The organism is Sinorhizobium sp. M4_45 (assembly GCF_002885915.1).
Classification (GTDB): domain Bacteria; phylum Pseudomonadota; class Alphaproteobacteria; order Rhizobiales; family Rhizobiaceae; genus Sinorhizobium; species Sinorhizobium meliloti_A.
In genome coordinates this window covers 14,861-32,851 of record NZ_NWVE01000001.1, presented here as the reverse complement: position 1 = coordinate 32,851, position 17,991 = coordinate 14,861, and the positions used below count along the sequence as shown (strand labels likewise).

The 17,991-nt window shown below is 63.2% G+C and carries 16 protein-coding genes; 10 read left to right on the top strand and 6 right to left on the bottom strand.

The genetic code is table 11. The annotated features are described in order from the left end of the window. Positions 1-5: 5 nt before the first annotated feature. From CN933_RS00150 to CN933_RS00130, 5 genes are all read right to left on the bottom strand, one after another. Entirely contained in the window at positions 6-1,439 is a 1,434-nt protein-coding gene (locus CN933_RS00150; protein ID WP_018095846.1) for a xylulokinase, read from the bottom strand. Positions 1,440-1,465: 26 nt separating this feature from the next. Beyond that, complete coding sequence (tkt, locus tag CN933_RS00145; protein WP_102761181.1) at positions 1,466-3,460, bottom strand: transketolase; 1,995 nt, start codon at positions 3,458-3,460, stop codon at positions 1,466-1,468. 88 nt (positions 3,461-3,548) lie between these two features. Next, a complete protein-coding gene (locus tag CN933_RS00140; RefSeq protein ID WP_026168683.1) occupies positions 3,549-4,016 on the bottom strand; it encodes a group III truncated hemoglobin in 468 nt (155 codons plus the stop codon). A 135-nt stretch (positions 4,017-4,151) separates the two neighbouring features. Next, positions 4,152-5,465, bottom strand: a complete 1,314-nt coding sequence (locus CN933_RS00135) for a glutamine synthetase family protein (RefSeq protein WP_080636499.1) — start codon at positions 5,463-5,465, stop codon at positions 4,152-4,154. Then, positions 5,455-6,357 carry a MurR/RpiR family transcriptional regulator gene (locus CN933_RS00130; RefSeq protein ID WP_018095850.1) on the bottom strand — a complete coding sequence of 301 codons (903 nt, stop codon included), beginning with the start codon at positions 6,355-6,357 and terminating at the stop codon, positions 5,455-5,457. Before CN933_RS00130 ends, CN933_RS00135 begins: the two co-directional genes overlap by 11 nt. 148 nt (positions 6,358-6,505) lie before the next feature. Between CN933_RS00130 and CN933_RS00125 the strand changes: the two genes are divergently transcribed. The 9 genes from CN933_RS00125 (at position 6,506) to CN933_RS00085 (ending at position 14,669) form a co-directional block, all read left to right on the top strand. Beyond that, positions 6,506-7,321, top strand: a complete 816-nt coding sequence (locus CN933_RS00125; protein WP_018095851.1) for an N-formylglutamate amidohydrolase — start codon at positions 6,506-6,508, stop codon at positions 7,319-7,321. Beyond that, positions 7,311-7,961: a cysteine hydrolase family protein gene (locus tag CN933_RS00120; RefSeq protein WP_026168684.1), complete on the top strand. Its 651-nt coding sequence runs from the start codon at positions 7,311-7,313 to the stop codon at positions 7,959-7,961. Before CN933_RS00125 ends, CN933_RS00120 begins: the two co-directional genes overlap by 11 nt. A 120-nt stretch (positions 7,962-8,081) precedes the next feature. After that, on the top strand, positions 8,082-9,254 hold the full coding sequence (locus CN933_RS00115) for an ABC transporter substrate-binding protein (RefSeq protein ID WP_018095853.1): 1,173 nt from the start codon (positions 8,082-8,084) through the stop codon (positions 9,252-9,254). Positions 9,255-9,305: 51 nt separating this feature from the next. Further along, positions 9,306-10,040 carry an ABC transporter ATP-binding protein gene (locus tag CN933_RS00110; RefSeq protein WP_018095854.1) on the top strand — a complete coding sequence of 245 codons (735 nt, stop codon included), beginning with the start codon at positions 9,306-9,308 and terminating at the stop codon, positions 10,038-10,040. Next, entirely contained in the window at positions 10,033-10,740 is a 708-nt protein-coding gene (locus CN933_RS00105; protein ID WP_018095855.1) for an ABC transporter ATP-binding protein, read from the top strand. Before CN933_RS00110 ends, CN933_RS00105 begins: the two co-directional genes overlap by 8 nt. Positions 10,741-10,743: 3 nt before the next feature. Next, positions 10,744-11,634 (top strand): branched-chain amino acid ABC transporter permease, encoded by an 891-nt coding sequence (locus CN933_RS00100; RefSeq protein WP_018095856.1) that lies wholly within the window; start codon positions 10,744-10,746, stop codon positions 11,632-11,634. 13 nt (positions 11,635-11,647) lie between these two features. Then, the gene (locus CN933_RS00095; protein WP_018095857.1) at positions 11,648-12,676 is read left to right on the top strand and encodes a branched-chain amino acid ABC transporter permease; all 1,029 of its coding nucleotides are present in this window, start codon (positions 11,648-11,650) and stop codon (positions 12,674-12,676) included. Beyond that, positions 12,673-13,341, top strand: a complete 669-nt coding sequence (locus CN933_RS00090) for a cysteine hydrolase family protein (protein WP_018095858.1) — start codon at positions 12,673-12,675, stop codon at positions 13,339-13,341. Before CN933_RS00095 ends, CN933_RS00090 begins: the two co-directional genes overlap by 4 nt. A gap of 14 nt (positions 13,342-13,355) precedes the next feature. Continuing rightward, a complete protein-coding gene (locus tag CN933_RS00085; RefSeq protein WP_102761180.1) occupies positions 13,356-14,669 on the top strand; it encodes an aspartate aminotransferase family protein in 1,314 nt (437 codons plus the stop codon). A gap of 63 nt (positions 14,670-14,732) precedes the next feature. Here CN933_RS00085 and CN933_RS00080 read toward each other — a convergent pair whose 3' ends face one another. Beyond that, positions 14,733-16,208 carry an amidohydrolase family protein gene (locus CN933_RS00080; RefSeq protein WP_018095860.1) on the bottom strand — a complete coding sequence of 492 codons (1,476 nt, stop codon included), beginning with the start codon at positions 16,206-16,208 and terminating at the stop codon, positions 14,733-14,735. A 186-nt stretch (positions 16,209-16,394) separates the two neighbouring features. Here CN933_RS00080 and CN933_RS00075 point away from each other — a divergent pair, with 186 nt between their 5' ends. Continuing rightward, on the top strand, positions 16,395-17,975 hold the full coding sequence (locus CN933_RS00075) for an ABC transporter substrate-binding protein (RefSeq protein ID WP_018095861.1): 1,581 nt from the start codon (positions 16,395-16,397) through the stop codon (positions 17,973-17,975). Positions 17,976-17,991 lie beyond the last annotated feature (16 nt).

Here is a 17,991-nt window from a genome sequence, read left to right as displayed (position 1 = left end):
CATTCTCAGACGTGCTTGAGGCCACGATAGGTGGCGCGAAACCGAGGCAGGAGTGCATTCAGCCCCTCGAACGGCCGGGGTTCGATCAGACTGCCGGGACGGTCCGGGAACGGGATGTCCTCGATTGAGCGCCAATGGCCGGCAGCCATGCCTCCGAGATAGGCCGCGCCGATCGTGGCATTGCCGAGATCGTGTGCCGGCACAAGCGGCACCTCCAGAATATCCGCCAGCAATTGCTGCCAGCGCGTGTCCGTGCTGCCGCCACCGGTCAGGAGTATCCGATCCGCCGACACACCGACAGCGCGCAGGGCATCCCAACTGTCGCGCACGGCGAGGGCAACGCCTTCGAAGACCGATCGGATCAGTTGGCTGCGCGTGCAGCCAAGACGCATATAGGCCCAGGCGGCGGAGGCGTTCGGATCGAGCAGCGGCGCTCGCTCGCCCGTCACATAGGGCAAGAAGATGACGCCGCCATTGCCTTCGTTCTCCTCGAAGCCCGCATGGTACATTTCCCGCCAGGAGGCGCCGAGAACGGTGCGGGCCCATTCGAATGCCGTGCCGCCGTTCTGGAGGGCGGCCATCGAGTAGAGATTGCCGCCGATGCCCCGATAACTGTTATAAAAGGGCTGGACCCGCGGTTCGATGGTTTCGACCACCGACATGATCTGGATGCCCGATCCCACCTGGAGGATGGTGGAGCCGGGCTTCGTCTGGCCCATGCCGAACAGGCAGGATGCCGTATCGGAAAGGCCTGCGGCCACCGGCGTGCCGGCAGCAAGGCCAAGCTCGGCGGCCGCGGCTGCACTCAGCCTGCCGGCGACCGAATGGGATTCGACGATGGGCGCAAGGATCGCGGGATCGATCGCCAGGTGGCTGAGGACATCGCTTGCCCAACGGTCGGCCCCGACATCGTAGAGCAGTGTCATCGACGCGTCGGAGGGCTCGGTCGCGGCCTCGCCCGTCATGACGAGCCGCAGCCAATCCTTGGGGGCGAGGATGCGGCGAATCGCACCATAGGTGGCCGGCTCGTTCCGCCGCAGCCACAGAAGGGAGAGACCGGCCATTCCGCTGACGACCGGATTGGCCAGCGGACGCCGCACCGTTTCCGGGAGGGCAAGCACCGCCTCCATTTCGGCGGTCGCCCGCTGGTCGGCCCACAGAATGGCAGGCCGCAGCGGCTTGGCGTCTGCACCGATGGCGACAAGACCGTGTGCCTGGCCCGACAGGCCGATGCCGCGAACGTCGCCGCCGTGCCCCTCGCAGCAGGCGCGCACGGCCGCCACGGTTTGTGCCCACCAGTCCGCGGGTGACGTCTCGGCATGACCCGGCTTGGGCGAGGAGACGGGATAGGCTCGCGCGGCCTCGGCGACAGCCTTGCCGTCGCCGTCGATCAGAAGCGCTTTGACCGAACCGGTGCCAAGGTCGATGCCGAGATACATGCTTTCCCCGTCATTGGATCAAGGTGTCAGCACAGGAACTGACCGGCCTCGGATACGATCCGTTCAGCCGTCAGGTTCATGACGCGGTAGATTTCCGGCCCGGGCGCGGATTCGCCGAATCGGTCGACGCCGACGACCGTACCCGGTCCCCTGAGGAACTGGTACCAATAAAGCGGAGAGGCCGCCTCGACAAATATCGTCGGCGTGCCGAAAGCCAGCACGCTTTCCTGATAGTCACGGTCCTGCGCTGCGAAGAGATTGCCATTGGGAATGGATACGAGCCGAACCGCCTTGCCCTGGCCCTCCAGCACCGCCGCGGCTTCGAGAACAAGGCCGATCTCAGACCCGGTCGCGACGAGGACGACATCGGGCTTGCCGCCCGCGTCCTGCAGCACGTAGCCGCCGCGACGGATACCGTCGAGATCGGCGCTCCTATGCGCGAAAACCGCACCGTCCTGTCGCGCGGCAACGATAACGCTTGGCCCTTCACGCTTCAGCGCCGATTCCCAGGCAACGAGCGCCTCCAGTTCGCTGCCCGGCCGCCACAGCGACATGTTCGGGATAGCGCGGAGCGCCACCAGCTGCTCGCACGGCTGGTGCGTCGGCCCGTCCTCGCCCACTCCGATCGAATCGTGCGTGAAGAGGAAGATAGTCTTGAGGCCCATCAACGCCGAAAGGCGCACGGCATTGCGGCTGTAATCGCTGAACACGAGATAGCAGGCGCCGTAGGGAATGAGACCGCCATGGGCCGCCATGCCGTTCATCATTGCCGACATGCCGAACTCACGCACGCCATAGTGCACGAAATTTCCTGAAAAGTCGTCCGGCTTGATAGAATGCGCCGCACCTGTCCAGGCCAGCGTCGAAATCGAAACGTCGGCCGAACCACCGATCACCTCCGGCACGCTTCGGAGGAGATTGCCGAGAACGCGGTTGGAAGCCTTGCGGATCGGTTGCCTGACCGTTCCGTGAGTAAGAACCCGCTCTGCCTCGTTTGCCACGACCGCGTCGAATTCGTCCGGCAACCGGCCTGCGGTACGCCGCTTCAGCTCGGCGGCCAGTTCGGGGTGCTTCGCCTCATAGGCCGCGAAAAGGGCATTCCATTCGGCTTCCGCCCTTTCGCCGCGCGGGCGGGCGTCCCATGCCCGCATCACGGCGTCCGGCACGATGAAAGGCTCATGCTTCCAGCCGAGGTGCTCGCGGGTGCGGGCCACCTCCTCCACGCCAAGCGGCGCCCCGTGCACCTCCTCCTTGCCCTGCTTGTTCGGCGAGCCATAGCCGATGATCGTCTTGCAGCAGATCATGGTCGGCTTGTCGCTCGAGCGGCGCGCGGCATCGAAGGCCGCGGTGATTGCCTCCGCATCGTGCCCGTCCACGTCCGCGATGACGTTCCAGCCGAGCGCACGGAAACGAGCGGCCGTGTCGTCGGCGAACCAGCCCGGCGTCTCGCCGTCGATGGAGATGCTGTTGTCGTCATAGACGGCGATGAGCTTGTTGAGCTTCAAAGTGCCGGCGAGCGAGGCCGCCTCCTGCGCTACGCCCTCCATGAGGCAGCCGTCGCCGACGAAAACATAGGTGAAGTGATCGACCACGGGAAAGCCGTCGCGGTTGAACTCCTGCGCAAGCTTCCTTTCCGCCAGTGCCATGCCGGCCGCCGTAGCAAAACCTTGGCCGAGCGGACCGGTCGTCGTCTCGACCCCTGCCGTGATGCCGTATTCCGGATGGCCTGGCGTCCTGGAATGCAGCTTGCGGTGATCCTTCAGATCCTGAACCGTCAGCCCGTAGCCGGAGAGATGAAGCAGCGAATAGGTCAGCATCGACCCATGTCCGTTCGACTGCACGAAACGGTCGCGGTTGATCCATTTCGGATTGGCCGGATTGTGCCGCAGGAAGTCGTTCCACAGAACCTCGGCAATGTCCGCCATTCCCATGGCCGTTCCGGGGTGGCCCGAATTCGCCTTCTGCACGACGTCAACGGTCAGGAATCGAATGGCGTTCGCCAACACCCGGCGGTCGGACATATATAAAGCCTCCAAATCTCTCCTCATCCTATAATGTTGTAAGTACAACATGACAAGGGAGATTCGTTGGCAATCGCCAAGGCCAACTTCAGGAGCGCTTGAGTGTCGGGTCGTCGAGCGCCGGATTGTAGAAGAGCGAGAGCGTCAGGCTACGCGCGATGCGCTCTGCTGTGGCCATGAACCAGGCCTTCGCTTCCTCATTCGGTGCAATGTCGTCCAGCGTCCCAGCAAAGAGCCCCAGCCATTTCGGAAAGAGTTCCGGAGAAATATTGGCGACGCCGAGATGCGCCTGCACCGGCTTTCCCCCGTAAGCGCCGCTGCGGAAGGCAACGGCGGACCAGAAGCTTTTCATCTTCTCCATGTGCTCCGGCCAGCGCCCCGAAAGCCTTGCGTCGAACACCGGCCCAAGCTCCGGATGCGCGAGCACACGCGCATAAAACGTGTCGACCAGCCTACCGATGAACGCTTCATCGATCCCGAGTGCTTTCATCTCCGCCTTTGCGCTTTCGCGCATAGCGGGGCTTTGCACAGCGTGGCCCTGCAATTCGTCGCTCATACCATCCGCCCGGTTCGGTCGCATCTGCTGCCCACTATATAGGGATTGCGGACGTCGCGCCCAAAGCCGAACTGCAGAATGCGGCAATCTGCCCGACAAGGATCAGGCCGTAAACGGCAGCGGCGGCAGTTGCCGTCAATAGACGCTGTCGTAGGCCGCACAAATCTCCGTCTGCGTCTTGTCCGCCAGATAGGCGATCTCGCCCTCCTTATGCTTGACGTAGACGTCGGCAAAGCCTTCGGGGAACCAGCTGCACACTGTCGCATTGCCCTTGAAGCGCTGGAGGGCCGCTTCGAGTGTCTGCGGCAGGCGGACGTAGCCGCGGGCGGCAAGGGCCTCCGCGCTCAGGAGCGAAAGGTCTTCCTGCGTCGCCTCCGGCACCGCGAGCCCCTCCTCGATGCCCTGTACCCCGGCATGGACGATTGCCGCGAGGGCAAGATGTGGATTGGCGGTCGCATCGGCCGCACGAAACTCGAAGTTGAACTGGGCGGCGCGGGCGATGTCGCTGATATCGGAAACCGGGCAGATGCGCACCGATGCCTCGCGATCCCGAAAACCGAGATTGTTGAAGGCTGCGCTCCAGCGATGCGGTGTGAGACGCAGGTAGGAGACCACGCTCGGCGCCGTGATCGCAATGATGGAGTCGAGATATTTCAGAATGCCGGCGACGAATTTTCCCGCAACTTCGGAAAGCTCATGTTTGCCGTTCGGATCGTAAGTGACCGGGGCACCCGCCGAATCCAGCATGCTCAAGTGGACATGCACGCCGTTGCCGACTCCGGCCGGATCGCGGATCGGCGTGAAGGTCGGCTCATAAGAAAGCTCGCGCGCGACGAGGCCGACGAGTTCGCGGGTAATCAGCGAATGGTCGGCGATGGTGACGCCCCTCTGGGGACCCATCGTCACCTCGAACTGACCGGCGCCGAACTCCTTCAGGATCGTATCGGGCGTCACGCCAGCCTCGCGCATTGCCGCGATGATCGCCTCGCAGAAATGCCGTTCCTCCTGGAACCCTCCGAGCGTGAAGGCCTTGCCGATTTCGCCAAGGCGGTGCTTGAGCTGGAATTCATGCTCGAAGGCGCCGTAAAGCGTAACACCCGCCACGCTCTGCAGCCGCTCCAAGGCGGCCTCGAGAATAGAGCGCGTGCAGAATTCCCAGGGGCGGCCGTCGGTATAGCGAATGTTACCGAGAACAAAGTTCTCCTTCGGCGCCCCCTCCTCGCTTTCGAAGCTGACGCAGGTCGACGGATCGGGAATGAGCACGAGGTCGCCGAGCGAGCCGAAGGGGCTTTCGGCGATCGCATCGAAGCAGGTGATCTGTACATTGGTCGGCGTCCAGCCGACGCCCCGCTGCAAGCGCTTGTCCATCTGCGCCAGCGGAAAGGCCTTGCCGCGCACCTTGCCCGAGAGATCGCCGCAGCAGGCGACCATCATTTCCTCACGTTTCATCTGAGTCCCCGTTGATCCTGTCCTGGTCGTAGCCCGGCATCGCAAAGCGGATGCCGTCCCAATCCTTGATGCGCTTCTGCGTCGCCTCCCAATCGGTCTCCGAGACGCGCACGATGAGTGCCTCGACGAGCGCCATGGCAGCGGAAACCGTGTCCCAGGCCGTGCCGGCGTCGATCGGCAGCGCGACGATGTGATCGGCGTTGCGGGCAGCCGGCGACATCCACTTGTCGGTGACGACGACGATGGTCGCGCCACGCTTCTGGGCGATGTTCTCGGCAAGGCGTGCGAGGCTGAGCTGGTAACGCCGGAAATCGATCAGCAGCACGACATCTTTCCTGCGCATGCGCAGCACATGCTCCGGCCAGAACTCCGGGTTGTCGGCCATGTGGTAGATGCCGCTGCGGATCTGCCTGAGATGAATCGACAGGAAGGAAGCGATGCTGTTGCTGACGCGCCCCCCGAGCAGGAAGATGTTGCGCGACGGGTCGGCGAGAAGCTCGGCCAGAATGTCGAACTGTGCCTGTGAAACCATTCCCGTCATTTCCCCCATGACGGCCGAAACACGCGCGACATATTCCGACAGGAACTCCGAATGGCCGACCGGCCTCTGGCTGGATTTGAGGTCAAGGGGCGAGCGCCGGCCCTCCTTCAGCTCGGCGATCAATTGCCGTTGCAGGTCCTGGAAACCGCCGCAGCCGATCTTACTGACGAAACGGGTGATGGAGGGCGCGCTGACGCCAGTCTTGGCCGCCAGTTCCTGAATGCTTTCCAGGCCGGTGAAGGGGTAATCGGCGAGAATGGCATTGGCGATCTTTCGCTCGCTGGCCGTCAGCTGCCCGGCGGCCTCGCGGATCCTCGTGCGGATCGTCGTCGACGATTTCCCATCGCTCATCGGTGTGTCTTCCCTTGGTTGGAACGAATATTCGCGTCCTGAAAAAAATTAGTCAAACGGAAAAATCAGATTGACTATGATTGAAAAATTTCTTTGACTGTTCGCCATCGAAGGCCACACCGCCGGACCGCACGACGGATCTCATCTCATGCTCAGGCTCGCAGATCGCGACACGACCAGATTGCTGCAGGCGGGTGACCCGGATCCTGTAGAATGGATCAATCCTACCGGCCGATCGGCGATCTTCATCACCTGCGAACATGCGGGCCGCGCGCTGCCTGCAGCGCTTGGCGATCTCGGCATTGCACCCGAGGAAATGGACCGTCACATCGCCTACGACGTCGGCGCCGAGGGTGTTGCACGCGGCATTTCCGAACGCCTCGATGCAGCACTCGTCCTGCAGCGCTACAGCCGGCTCGTCATCGACTGCAATCGCCCCTTGGAAGCGACGGACTGCTTCGTGGCGCAGAGCGACGGGACCGTCGTTCCGGTCAATGCCGACCTGTCCGATCGCGAACGTCGCGGCCGCTACGTGGAAATCCATCAGCCGCTGCACGAGGCGATCGCCGTCGCGCTCGACCGGCGACAGGCGGCCGGCAAGCCGCTCTTCCTCGTCTCGGTACATAGCTTCACGCCCGTCATGCGCGCGACCGGCGCCGTCCGGGATTTCGAACTCGGCTTTCTCTACAATCGCGACGCCCGTTTCGCCGAACGGCTGGCCGAAGTCTTCCGCGCCGCCAATCCGGACGTTACCGTCAGGCTCAACGAGCCGTACCACGTCGACGATCTCTCCGACTACACGATCCCCGTGCACGGCGAGCGGCGCGGCATTCCGCATGTGCTTCTCGAAGTGCGCAACGATCTCATCAACGACGCCCGCGGACAACAGGAATGGGCGGACCGGCTGGCCGGCCCCCTCCGGCTTGCGGCAGAAAGCATCGAAGGAACCAATGATGGCCGCTGACCATCCGACCACCCGCGACGTGCCGCTCGACCCGGCCGCTTCCGCCATCCTGTTCATCGACGTGCAGAACTTTTCCGTCAGCCGCGAGGGGGGCGAGTTCAAGGATGTCTCGGATGCGGATATTGCCGGCAAGTACGGCTACTACTTCAACCGTATCCGCGAGGTGGCGATACCGAACATGCAGCGCCTGCTCGCCGGTTTCCGCAAGGCCGGCATCGAGGTGCTGCACACGACGATCGAGAGCCTGACGAAGGACGGCCGCGACCGCAGCCTCGACTACAAGATCACCGGCTTCAACGTGCCGAAAGGCTCCTGGGATGGTAAGGTAATCGACGAGCTCGAACCGCTGGAGGACGAGATCGTCTTCCCGAAGAGTTCCTCCAGTGTCTTCGTCTCCACCCATATCGACTATGTGCTGCGTAATCTCGGGGTGAAGCAGATCGTGCTGTGCGGCCTCCTGACCGACCAATGCGTGGAATCGGCAGTGCGCGACGCCTGCGACCTCAACTATCTGGTGACGCTCGTACCCGATGCCTGCGGCACCTATTCGGAGGAACGCCACTACACCTCGCTGAGCGCAATCAAGGGCTATTGCCGCCAGATATCGACCGACGATCTTTTGAAGGAAATCGGGCAGTAACCTGCCCGAACGGCCGACGGGAGGCAAATAGGGAGCATACGAGGGCGGTCCGCACAAGAAGGTCAAAAGACCAGGCCGCACAACGACCACCGCCGAATGGCATCAATAAGGGGAACGACCATGATCAAGACTTCCAGACTGTTTCTGGCAGCGGCAAGCTTCGCGCTTGCCTCTTCCACAGCCATTGCCGACGACGACAAGATCCTGATCGGCGGCGCACTCTCGATGACGGGCATTCAGGCTCCCCTCGACACGCCCGGCTACAACGGCGCGAAGGTCGCCGTGAAGTATCTCAACGACAATGGCGGCTTGCTGGGGAAGCAGGTCGAATTCGTCAATATCGACGGTAAGTCGGACCCGGTGACGGTCGGCAACGTCGCGGTCGAACTGATCGACAAGGGCGCCGAGATCATCGTCGCACCGTGCGATTTCGACTTCGGTTCGCCCGCGAGCCGTGAAGCGCAGTCGGCGGGCCTCGTCGGCATCTCGACCTGTGCCTCCGACCCGCTCTATTCCTCCTGGTCGCTCGGCGACAAGCAGTTCACGCTCTCCATGTGGAATACCACGATGGGTGCGACGGCCGCCGATTTCGCCGTCAAGGAAAAGGGCTGGAAGACGGCCTACGTCGTCACCGACCAGTTCATCGCCTATACAAAGTCGCTCTCGAAATATTTCGTGGAGCAATTCAAGGCCGATGGCGGCGAGATTCTGCTCGAAGACACCTACACGAACGGCGACAATAATTTTTCCGCCCAGCTCGCCCGGCTCCAGGCGCTCGGCAAGAAGCCGGACGTGATCTTCGTCTCCTCCTACGGCACGGACATCGGTGTGATCATCCGCGCGTTGCGCGAAGTCGGCTACGATGCGCCGGTTCTCGGTGGCGACGCCTATGACGACCCGGCCATGCACGAGGCGCTCGGCGAAAAATTCGGCAATGACGTCTATTTCGTCACGCATACCTGGATGGGCCCGGAGGCGCATCCGGACATGCCGAAGTTCATCGAGCTCTACAAGGAGATGTTCGGCAAGGCGCCCGACACGTCCTTCGTCTCGACGGGCTGGGATACGATCATGCTGCTCGCCGAGGCGGTAAAGGCGGCCGGAACGACCGAAGGCGCAGCGCTCGCCAAGGCACTTGAAGATGGCCAGTTCAAGCTGCTGACCGGCGATCTCGACTACGGCACGAACGAGGAAGGCCATGTGCCGAACAAGGCTGCGGCCGTGATCGAGCTAAAGGGCGGCAAGCCGAGCTTCGTTGGATGGCGTAAGCCGGAATCCCTGCCTAAGCCCTGATCGGTCAATTCGGGTCGGCCGCAAGGCCGGCCCCATCACCTCGGAAAAGCCATGTCTGAAACGCGTCTCGCGGTAAACGACGTGTCGGTGGAATTCACCGGCCTGCGCGCACTCGACCATGTCTCACTCTCGGTCTCCGCCGGCGAGGTCGTCGGCCTCATCGGGCCGAACGGCTCCGGCAAGACGACGCTCATCAATGCCATCACCGGCCAGGTGAAGCTGGCGACCGGCACGATCGCCGCCGGCGACATCACCCTGTCGGGTCTCTCGCCGCGCGAGATCGCGCTTGCGGGCGTAAGCCGCTCCTTTCAGATCGTGCGCATTTTCAACTCGATGACCGTCCTCGAGAATGTCGAGGCGGCGGCGCTGGCAAAGGGCGCCTCCCGCGCTGTGTCGGCTGAACGCGCGAAGGACCTGCTGGCCGAACTCGGCCTGACGGCTAAGGCGGACGAGCTTGGCGAAAGCCTCAGCTATGGCGACAAGCGCCGCGTCGAAATCGCCCGGGCGCTCGCCGCCGAACCGCGCTTTCTGCTGCTCGACGAGCCCGCCGCCGGCATGAACGATGCCGAGACGGAAACCCTGCTGCACACGCTCGCCGAATTGCCCGAGAAACGCCGGCTCGGCCTTCTCATCATCGACCACGACATGGGTCTCATCATGCGCCTCTGCCACAGGCTGCATGTGCTCGCCTCCGGCCGCACGATTGCAGAGGGCGACGCCGCCCACGTCCGCAGCCACCCGGCCGTTATCGAAGCCTATCTCGGCAAGGGGGCGGCCCATGCTTGACGTCGCCGACCTTTCCGTCAGCTACGGTGCGATCCGCGCTGTACGCAGCATCAGCTTCACGCTTCGAAAGGGTGAGCTGGTGAGCCTGCTCGGCGCCAATGGTGCCGGCAAATCCTCGACCATCAAGTGCATCGCCGGCGCGCTGAAAGCCTCCGGCGGCACGATCACGCTCGAAGGCAAGGACATCACCGCGGCGAGCCCCGAACAGGTCGTGCGCGCGGGCCTTGCCACCGTGCCGGAAACCCGCGACGTCTTCCCGGACCTGACGGTCGCCGAAAACCTGATGCTCGGCGCCTATATCCATCGCCGCGACCAAGCTGGCAACCGCGACAACCTCGAGAAGCTGAACACGCTCTTCCCGCGCCTTGCCGAGCGCTCGAAACAGGCGGCCGGCACGCTCTCCGGCGGCGAGCAGCAGATGCTCGTCATCGCCCGCGCGCTTATGGCGAGGCCACGGGTGCTTCTTCTGGACGAACCCTCGCTCGGCCTTGCGCCGGCCATCGTCGAACGCATCTTCGAGATGATCGAGGCACTGAAGAAATCCGGCCTCACCATCCTGCTCGTCGAGCAGAACGTGAACCAGGCGCTCGCCGTCGCCGACCGCGCCTTCGTCATGCGCCTCGGCGCCATCGTCGCATCCGGCACGGCCGAGGAAATCCGCTCGACCAGCGACCTCAGCGCGCATTATCTGGGAGGCTGATCCATGGCTTTCGCGATCCAGTTCGTCATCGACGTCCTCAGCCTCGGCGGCGCCTATGCGCTCATGGCACTCGGCCTCGTCATCATCTACGGGATCCTTCGCCTCGTGAACTTCGCCTATGGCGAACTCATCATGGTGGCCGGCTATACGATGTTTCTCGCCAGCGGCTCGGGCCTGCCCTGGCTCGTCATGGCGGTGCTCGCCGTCGGTATGGCGATCCTCTTCGGCATCATCACCGACTACGCCGCCTTCCGTCCGGTGCGGGCCAAATCGGTGACGGCGGTGCTGATTACCTCCTTCGCCTTCTCCAACCTGCTGCAGAATGCGGCGCTGCTGTTCATCTCGCCGCGACCACGCAACGTGCCGCTGCCGGACATCTTCTCGCAGACTGTCTCGATCGCCGGTGCGATCACCCCGGTCCGCAACCTCATCACCATCGCCGCCTCCATCGCACTGCTCGCCGGCGTCGCCTTCCTGATGCGCAGGACGACGCTCGGCATCGCGATGCGCGCAGCGGCGACGAACTTCACCATGGCGCGCATGCTGGGAGTGCCGGCGAACCTCATCATCTCGTCCGCCTTCGCCCTTTCCGGCTTCCTCGCCGGCGTCGTCGGCATTCTCTGGATCGGCCGCATCGGCACCGTCGTTCCGGGCATCGGCCTGGAGCCGCTGCTCGTCGCCTTCATCGCCACGGTCATCGGCGGCATGCGGAGCCTGCCCGGCGCCGTTGTCGGGGGGTTCCTGCTCGCGCTCATCGACACCACGCTCAACTACACCCTGTCGCAGGATCTGCTGAAATTCCGCGACGCCTTCACCTTCAGCCTCGTCATCCTGATCCTGCTCTGGCGCCCCGACGGCCTCATCAGGGGTCCGGCGAGCGGACAGCGGACCTGAGGGGAGCGCGACCATGAAACACTCCTATTTCACCGCCCTCATCCTCATCGGCGTCATCGCCATCATCGCCGTCGGAAGCCAGCTCCTCGGCATCCGCCTCTATGACCGTATCGCCACCAACCTGCTGATCTCGCTCGTGCTGGTCATCGGCCTGCAGACCTTCATGGGCAATTCGGGCCTGCTCTCCTTCGCCCATATCGGCTTCATGGGCCTCGGCGCCTACACGTCCGCCGTGCTCACCATCCCGGCTCAGATGAAGGGCATGGCGCTGCCGGATCTCTACGATTTCATGAAGGTCGTGGAAGTTTCGCCGCTCCTCGCCATGCTCGCGGCGGGCGTGCTGGCCGCCGTCGTCGCGGCCGTCGTCGCCTATCCGCTGATGCGGCTTTCGGATGCGGCGTCGGTGATCACCTCCTTCGCGCTGCTCGTCGTGCTCTACACGGTCATGAACAACTGGAGCGCCTTCACCAACGGCCCGCGCACGCTCTTCGGCCTACCGAAGACGACGGACATGCCGATCGCGGCGATCGTCGCGGCGATCGTGGTGGTCGTGGCGCTTGCCTTCAAGGAATCGCGGACAGGCAAGCTGCTGCGCGCCTCGCGGGAGGACGAGGTCGCCGCTGCGGCCCTCGGCGCCGACATTCCGCACCTGCGCTGGCGCGCCTTCATCCTCGCCGCGTTCATCGCCGGCATCGGCGGGGCGCTGTGGGGACATTTCATCACCTCGTTCGCGCCGAAGGCCTTCTATCTGAAGGAGACGTTCCTCATCATCACAATGCTGGTGATCGGCGGCGCCAACACGGTGACAGGCGCGGTGGCCGGCACGATTCTCGTCACGTTCGCCTATGAGGGGCTGCGCGGCACGGAAGGCGCGCTCAACGCCACCGCCTTGGGCGCCGGCCAGGTCGTCGGCCTCACGGAAATCGTCCTCGCGCTCGCCATGATCGCGGTAATGATCGTCAAGCCGGGCGGTCTCTTCCCGAACCGCGAGATAGGCCACATCCTCACCCGCGCCCGCCGCAAGAAGGAGACAGTTGCATGAGCTGGAAGACCGCCTACCGATCTTTCTACTATGCCGGTGCCGAGGAGCCGGACGACATCGTGCTCGATCCGGCGACGACGGCGCTGCTGGTCATCGACATCCAGAACACCTATCTCGACCCGAAGGATACGCCTGAAGAAACCGCCCGCTGGCAGCCTTTCTACGAGCGTATGCGCAAGACGGTGATACCGAACACGGCGCGGCTGATCGACGAATGCCGCAAGCGCAAAGTGGAGGTCATCTTCGCCCGCATCGCCTGCCTGAAGCCGGACGGGCGCGACCGCTCGCTGAGCCAGAAGAAGCCCGGCTTCAATTACCTGCTCCTGCCGAAGGAGCTGCCCGAGGGCCAGATCGTTCCGGAACTGGAGCCGCGCAGCGACGAGATCGTCGTCACGAAGACGACAGACAGCGCGCTGACCGGTACGAACCTTCGCCTCGTCCTGCACAATATGGGCATCAAGGACGTCATCTGCTGCGGCATCTTCACCGACCAGTGCGTCTCCTCGACCGTGCGCAGCCTGGCGGATGAAAGTTTCGGCGTGGTCGTCGTCGACGACTGCGGCGCCGCGGCGACGGACGATCTGCACCGGCGGGAACTGGAGATCATCAACATGATCTACTGCCATGTCGTCTCGCTCGAAGAGGTTCTCACCTTTTTCAAATAGAGGAGATTGCCTGCGTGCCCGATCTCTACGCCCGCGAAAGCCACTCGGTTTCGAAAATGGCGCATCTGCGGTTTTTTCCGCAGGCGGTCGTCGGGGGCAGCGGCGCTTATCTGACCGCCGACGACGGGCGGCAGCTTCTCGATTTCTCCGCCTCCTGGGGCGCAGCGAGCCTCGGCCACTCTCATCCGGCGATCCGTGAAGCGGTGGGCCGCGCGCTCTCCGATCAGGCGGGCGCGAGCTATCTTTCATCGGCCAACGAGGCTTGCGTGCTGCTCCCCGAAAGGCTGCTTTCGCTCGTGCCTGAGCGCGCCCGCGGCCGCGTCTGGTTCGGCCATTCCGGCTCCGACGCCAATGAGACGGTCGCCCGCATGGTCGTCGCCGCCACCGGCCGGCCGCGCATTCTAGCGTTCCACGGGGCCTATCACGGCGGCACCATCGGCTCCATGGGCGTTTCCGGCCATCCGGCACAACAGGGCAGTCGGGCACAGGGCCTGACGCTCGTGCCCTATCCGAACAGCTATGCCGCCGGCAGCCCCGAGGTTGCAAGCGACGCCGCGCTCGCCCGCCTCGAGCGGCTCTTCGCGACCGAAGTGCCGCCGGAAGAGGTCGCAGCGTTCTTCATCGAACCGATCCAGTCGGACGGCGGCATGCTGGTGCCGCCGGACGGATTCTTCAAGGCGGTGGAAGCGCTCTGCCGCAGGCACGGCATTCTGATCGTATCGGACGAAGTGAAGGTCGGCCTCGGCCGGAGCGGCCGCTTCAACGCCTTCGAGCATTCCGGTATCGAACCGGACATCGTCGTCTTCGGCAAGGGCCTTGGTGGCGGCCTGCCGATTTCTGCGGTGGTCGGTCCGGAAGCCATCATGAATCACAGCGTTGCCTTCGCGCTGCAGACCGTGCACGGCAATCCCGTCTGCGCGGCCGCCGCGCTGGCCGTGCTGCAGACGATCGAGCGCGACCACCTCGTCCTGAATGCGGAAAGAAGCGGCAAGGCGCTGCGCGCCGCGCTTGACCGCCTTGCCGCCGGCCATGCGCTGATCGGCGATGTGCGTGGCCGCGGCCTAGCCCTCGGCGTCGAGCTTGTGACCGATCCCGCCAGCCGCGAACCGGCTTCGCGTCAGGCGGCGCTGACCGTCTACCGCGCCTTCCAACTCGGCCTCGTACTTTACTATGTCGGCGTGCGGTCCAACGTGCTCGAACTCACGCCTCCGCTGACATTGACGCAGGCGGAGGCCGAGGCGGGTGTCGCTCTGCTTGACCAGGCGCTCGCCGATGTGGCCGCCGGACGCATCGATGAGGCCTTGCTTGGAGATTTCGCGGGCTGGTAACGGCGTCGCTGGCCTTTCATGGACGCATTGCGGGCTTCCAGGTCTCCAATCAGCTGCGTGAGTTCAATGCTCCGGCACGGGCGGTAGCGGAACAGGCCTTTGAAACGTGCGATGTAATTGCTTCCAGCCGGGATCGTGCATGTGAGCGTGCAGACCGGCCCGCTCCACGAGCGCCTTTGCTTCGGCTTCACCGAAAGCCAGCGCCTCATACATGTCGGCGGTCAGTACCCTGCCCTCCTCCATGATGATCCTGCCGTCGACGATCACCGTATCGACATCGCTGCCGAGAACCTGGTGGATCAGCCGGTGAACCGGCATCCAGTTGGGCGTCAGATGCGCCTTGCGCATGTCGATGATGACGATATCCGCCTTCTTGCCCGCCTCGAGCGAACCGATCTCGTGATCCATGCCGATGGCGCCGGCCGCATCGATGGTGATCATCTCGAAAACCTTGCCCGGCGGCAGGATATAGCGGTCGTGATTGTGCAGAATGTGCTGGGTGGCTTGGGCGCTGCGCGCGATCTGGAGCATATCGAAATGACGGCTCGGAGCCGCGCCGTCCGAAGTGATCGCGACCGGCACGCCCCGGGCCATCATCTCCATGATCGGCGTGGAGCGTCCGGGTGGCGCGTGGGTGACATGGGTGCCGGTTTCGGCCAGGATGTCGATCTCTTCGTGGGATATTCCCCAGCAATGCTGGAGGTGCACATCGGGGCCCAGCAGCGCATTCTCCTTGTCCTGCCAGGCCATGCGTATCTGTCCGGCGAAGGCATCGGAATGGATGCGCACGCCCCATTTGCGCGCGGTTTCACGGATGCGCCGCGCCTGCATCCGGTCGTTTTCGGTCAGATTGACGGCAAAGTCCGGCGTCGAGGCGTTCGACGGTTCGACCGAAGGCACGATCGTGAATGGCGTCAGGAAGACCTTGATGCGCCCGTCGGCGGTTCCGTTCAGGCTTTCGATGACGGCTTCGGCGCCCTCGATCATCTCCTCGAAGGAGACGCTGCGCCGCTCCGGCTTGCCGCTTTCCCACCGCGTGACCGATTGCGGCCAGGGCAGACCCGCTGGGCCAACGCAGATGATCTCGCGAAGCCCGAGTTCCGAATAGGCGCGAGCATGATTGATGGCGAATACCGGATCGTCGCTGCGCGGCATCGATGTGATGATGCTGGCCGAGGTGGTCACGCCCGCACGAAGTCTTTCCAGGCCCGAGACGAGGCCATCCGCATACCAGTAATCGCGGGTGACATAGTGATAGTAGGTCGGCGTCACGATGCGCATCCACAGCGAATTGGTGTCGGCGCCGATGCTGCGGATAAGCGCATGGCCGGCATGCCCATGAGCATCGATCAGCCCGGGGATGATCATCTTGCCCCGGCAGTCGATCACTTTCTTTCCGGCATAACGAGGAGCCAGCGCTTGCGCCGTGCCTATGTCGACAATCCTGTCGTTTTCGATTGCCAGCGCACCGTCCTCGATGATCCGCCGTGTCTCGTCGACGGTGACGATCGTCCCGTGAAGCAGCAGGAGCCCATCCATTCCCTATTCCCCTTGAAAAACGCCGTTGCGGTATTTTGCGCGGTTTCCGCGCCCGTAATGTCATTTCGAACTGTCGATGTTCTGATTCATAATTGCCAACAATATCGTTGACAATAAAACAATCGATTATGATACTGCCGAAAAATTCGGGCCAACCACTCTATCGACCGTCATAAGGGGAAGTTCATGTCGCGTTTAAACAGGTTTCTGATATCGACGCTGGCCGCAGCGGCTATTGCCGCGCCGGTGCTGGCCACTTCGGCAAGTGCCGCCACGCTGCGCTGGGGCAGCCGGGCAGATATCTATTCGCTCGACCCGGATTCCGTTCCCTCGACATCCAATCTGGCGTTCCTGAACCACATCTATGAAGGTCTGATCCGTTATGGCCCGAACTTCGAGATCGAGCCGGCGCTCGCCACCGAGTGGAAGCTGATCGACAGCAAACACTGGCGTTTCACCCTGCGCAAAGGCGTGAAGTTCCACGACGGCGCGGATTTCACGGCCGACGACGTGGTCGCCTCGATGAACCGCGTTTCGGACCCGACTTCGCCCCTGCGCGGCAACATTCCGCTCTATGTCGGCGTCAAGAAGGTCGATGATTTCACGGTCGATATCGAGGTTTCGGCGCCGACCGCGCTGTTCCTGAACGACATGACCAATATCTTCATGTTCAGCGCCAAATGGCTGAAGGACAACAACGCAGAAAAGCCGACCGATATCGCGTCCAACACCGAGAATTACGCCACGCACAACACGAACGGCACAGGCCCGTTCAAGCTGGAAAGCCGCGTCCCGGACAGCAAGACCGTTCTCCTCGTCAACGATCAGTGGTGGGATCAGAAGAAGCACAATCTGGATCGGATCGAGTATATTCCGATCGCGTCGGCGGCAACGCGTGTAGCAGCGCTTCTTTCCAACGAAATCGATCTGCTCGATTCCGCCCCCATTCAGGATCTTCCCCGCCTGGAATCCTCGCCGGGTATCACCGTAAGCAAGCGCACGGAATTGCGCACGGTTTTCATCGGCTTCAACGGCAAGGAGAAGCTCGAAGACGGGCGTCCGAACCCGTTCCTGGACCTTCGCGTGCGCCAGGCAGTGGAAGCAAGCATCGACCGCGATCTCATCAACAAGAAGATCATGCGCGGGCTGGCGCGGCCTTCCGGCTCGCTCATAGCACCGGAAATCGCCGGCTATGCGAAGTCGCTCGACACTTATCAGCCTGCCGATTCCAAGCTTGCCCAGAAGCTGCTCGAAGAGGCCGGCCAGAAGGATCTCGCCTTTACCTATCTGTGCATGAACGACGAGAGCATCAACGAGGAAGACATCTGCTCGGGCGTTGCAAACATGCTCAAGCGTGCCGGCTTCCAGCCCACCATCGACATGGGCCCGCGCGCCGTGCAGCAGCCGAAGCGCACCAATGGCAAGGCCGACATGTTCAATCTGAGCTGGGCAAACGAACCGACGCTCGATGCCTATTCGCTGCTCTCTCAGGTTCTCTCCACGCGCAGCGGCTCGACGGGCGTGTCCAACTATGGCGGCTGGTCCTATCCGGAACTCGACGATCTGGTGAAGAAGGCGGCACAGGAACCTGACACCGCCAAGCGTCTCGCGCTGGAAGAACAGGCGCTGAAAATCGCCAAGGACAAGGCGATCCTGATCCCGCTTCACCAGCAGCCGATCGCCTGGGGCATGCTGGACAAGGTCAAGAGCGTGGATTTCCGTGCCGACAACAAGCCGCGCCACTGGTATACGCAAATGGCCGAATAGGCCTGACCTTCCAGCC

Coding starts and splice junctions, on each gene's coding strand:
- CN933_RS00150 (WP_018095846.1), bottom strand. CDS start 1,439: ATGTATCTCGGCATCGACCTTGGCACCGGTTCGGTCAAAGCGCTTCTG.
- tkt (WP_102761181.1), bottom strand. CDS start 3,460: ATGTCCGACCGCCGGGTGTTGGCGAACGCCATTCGATTCCTGACCGTT.
- CN933_RS00140 (WP_026168683.1), bottom strand. CDS start 4,016: ATGAGCGACGAATTGCAGGGCCACGCTGTGCAAAGCCCCGCTATGCGC.
- CN933_RS00135 (WP_080636499.1), bottom strand. CDS start 5,465: ATGAAACGTGAGGAAATGATGGTCGCCTGCTGCGGCGATCTCTCGGGC.
- CN933_RS00130 (WP_018095850.1), bottom strand. CDS start 6,357: ATGAGCGATGGGAAATCGTCGACGACGATCCGCACGAGGATCCGCGAG.
- CN933_RS00125 (WP_018095851.1), top strand. CDS start 6,506: ATGCTCAGGCTCGCAGATCGCGACACGACCAGATTGCTGCAGGCGGGT.
- CN933_RS00120 (WP_026168684.1), top strand. CDS start 7,311: ATGGCCGCTGACCATCCGACCACCCGCGACGTGCCGCTCGACCCGGCC.
- CN933_RS00115 (WP_018095853.1), top strand. CDS start 8,082: ATGATCAAGACTTCCAGACTGTTTCTGGCAGCGGCAAGCTTCGCGCTT.
- CN933_RS00110 (WP_018095854.1), top strand. CDS start 9,306: ATGTCTGAAACGCGTCTCGCGGTAAACGACGTGTCGGTGGAATTCACC.
- CN933_RS00105 (WP_018095855.1), top strand. CDS start 10,033: ATGCTTGACGTCGCCGACCTTTCCGTCAGCTACGGTGCGATCCGCGCT.
- CN933_RS00100 (WP_018095856.1), top strand. CDS start 10,744: ATGGCTTTCGCGATCCAGTTCGTCATCGACGTCCTCAGCCTCGGCGGC.
- CN933_RS00095 (WP_018095857.1), top strand. CDS start 11,648: ATGAAACACTCCTATTTCACCGCCCTCATCCTCATCGGCGTCATCGCC.
- CN933_RS00090 (WP_018095858.1), top strand. CDS start 12,673: ATGAGCTGGAAGACCGCCTACCGATCTTTCTACTATGCCGGTGCCGAG.
- CN933_RS00080 (WP_018095860.1), bottom strand. CDS start 16,208: ATGGATGGGCTCCTGCTGCTTCACGGGACGATCGTCACCGTCGACGAG.
- CN933_RS00075 (WP_018095861.1), top strand. CDS start 16,395: ATGTCGCGTTTAAACAGGTTTCTGATATCGACGCTGGCCGCAGCGGCT.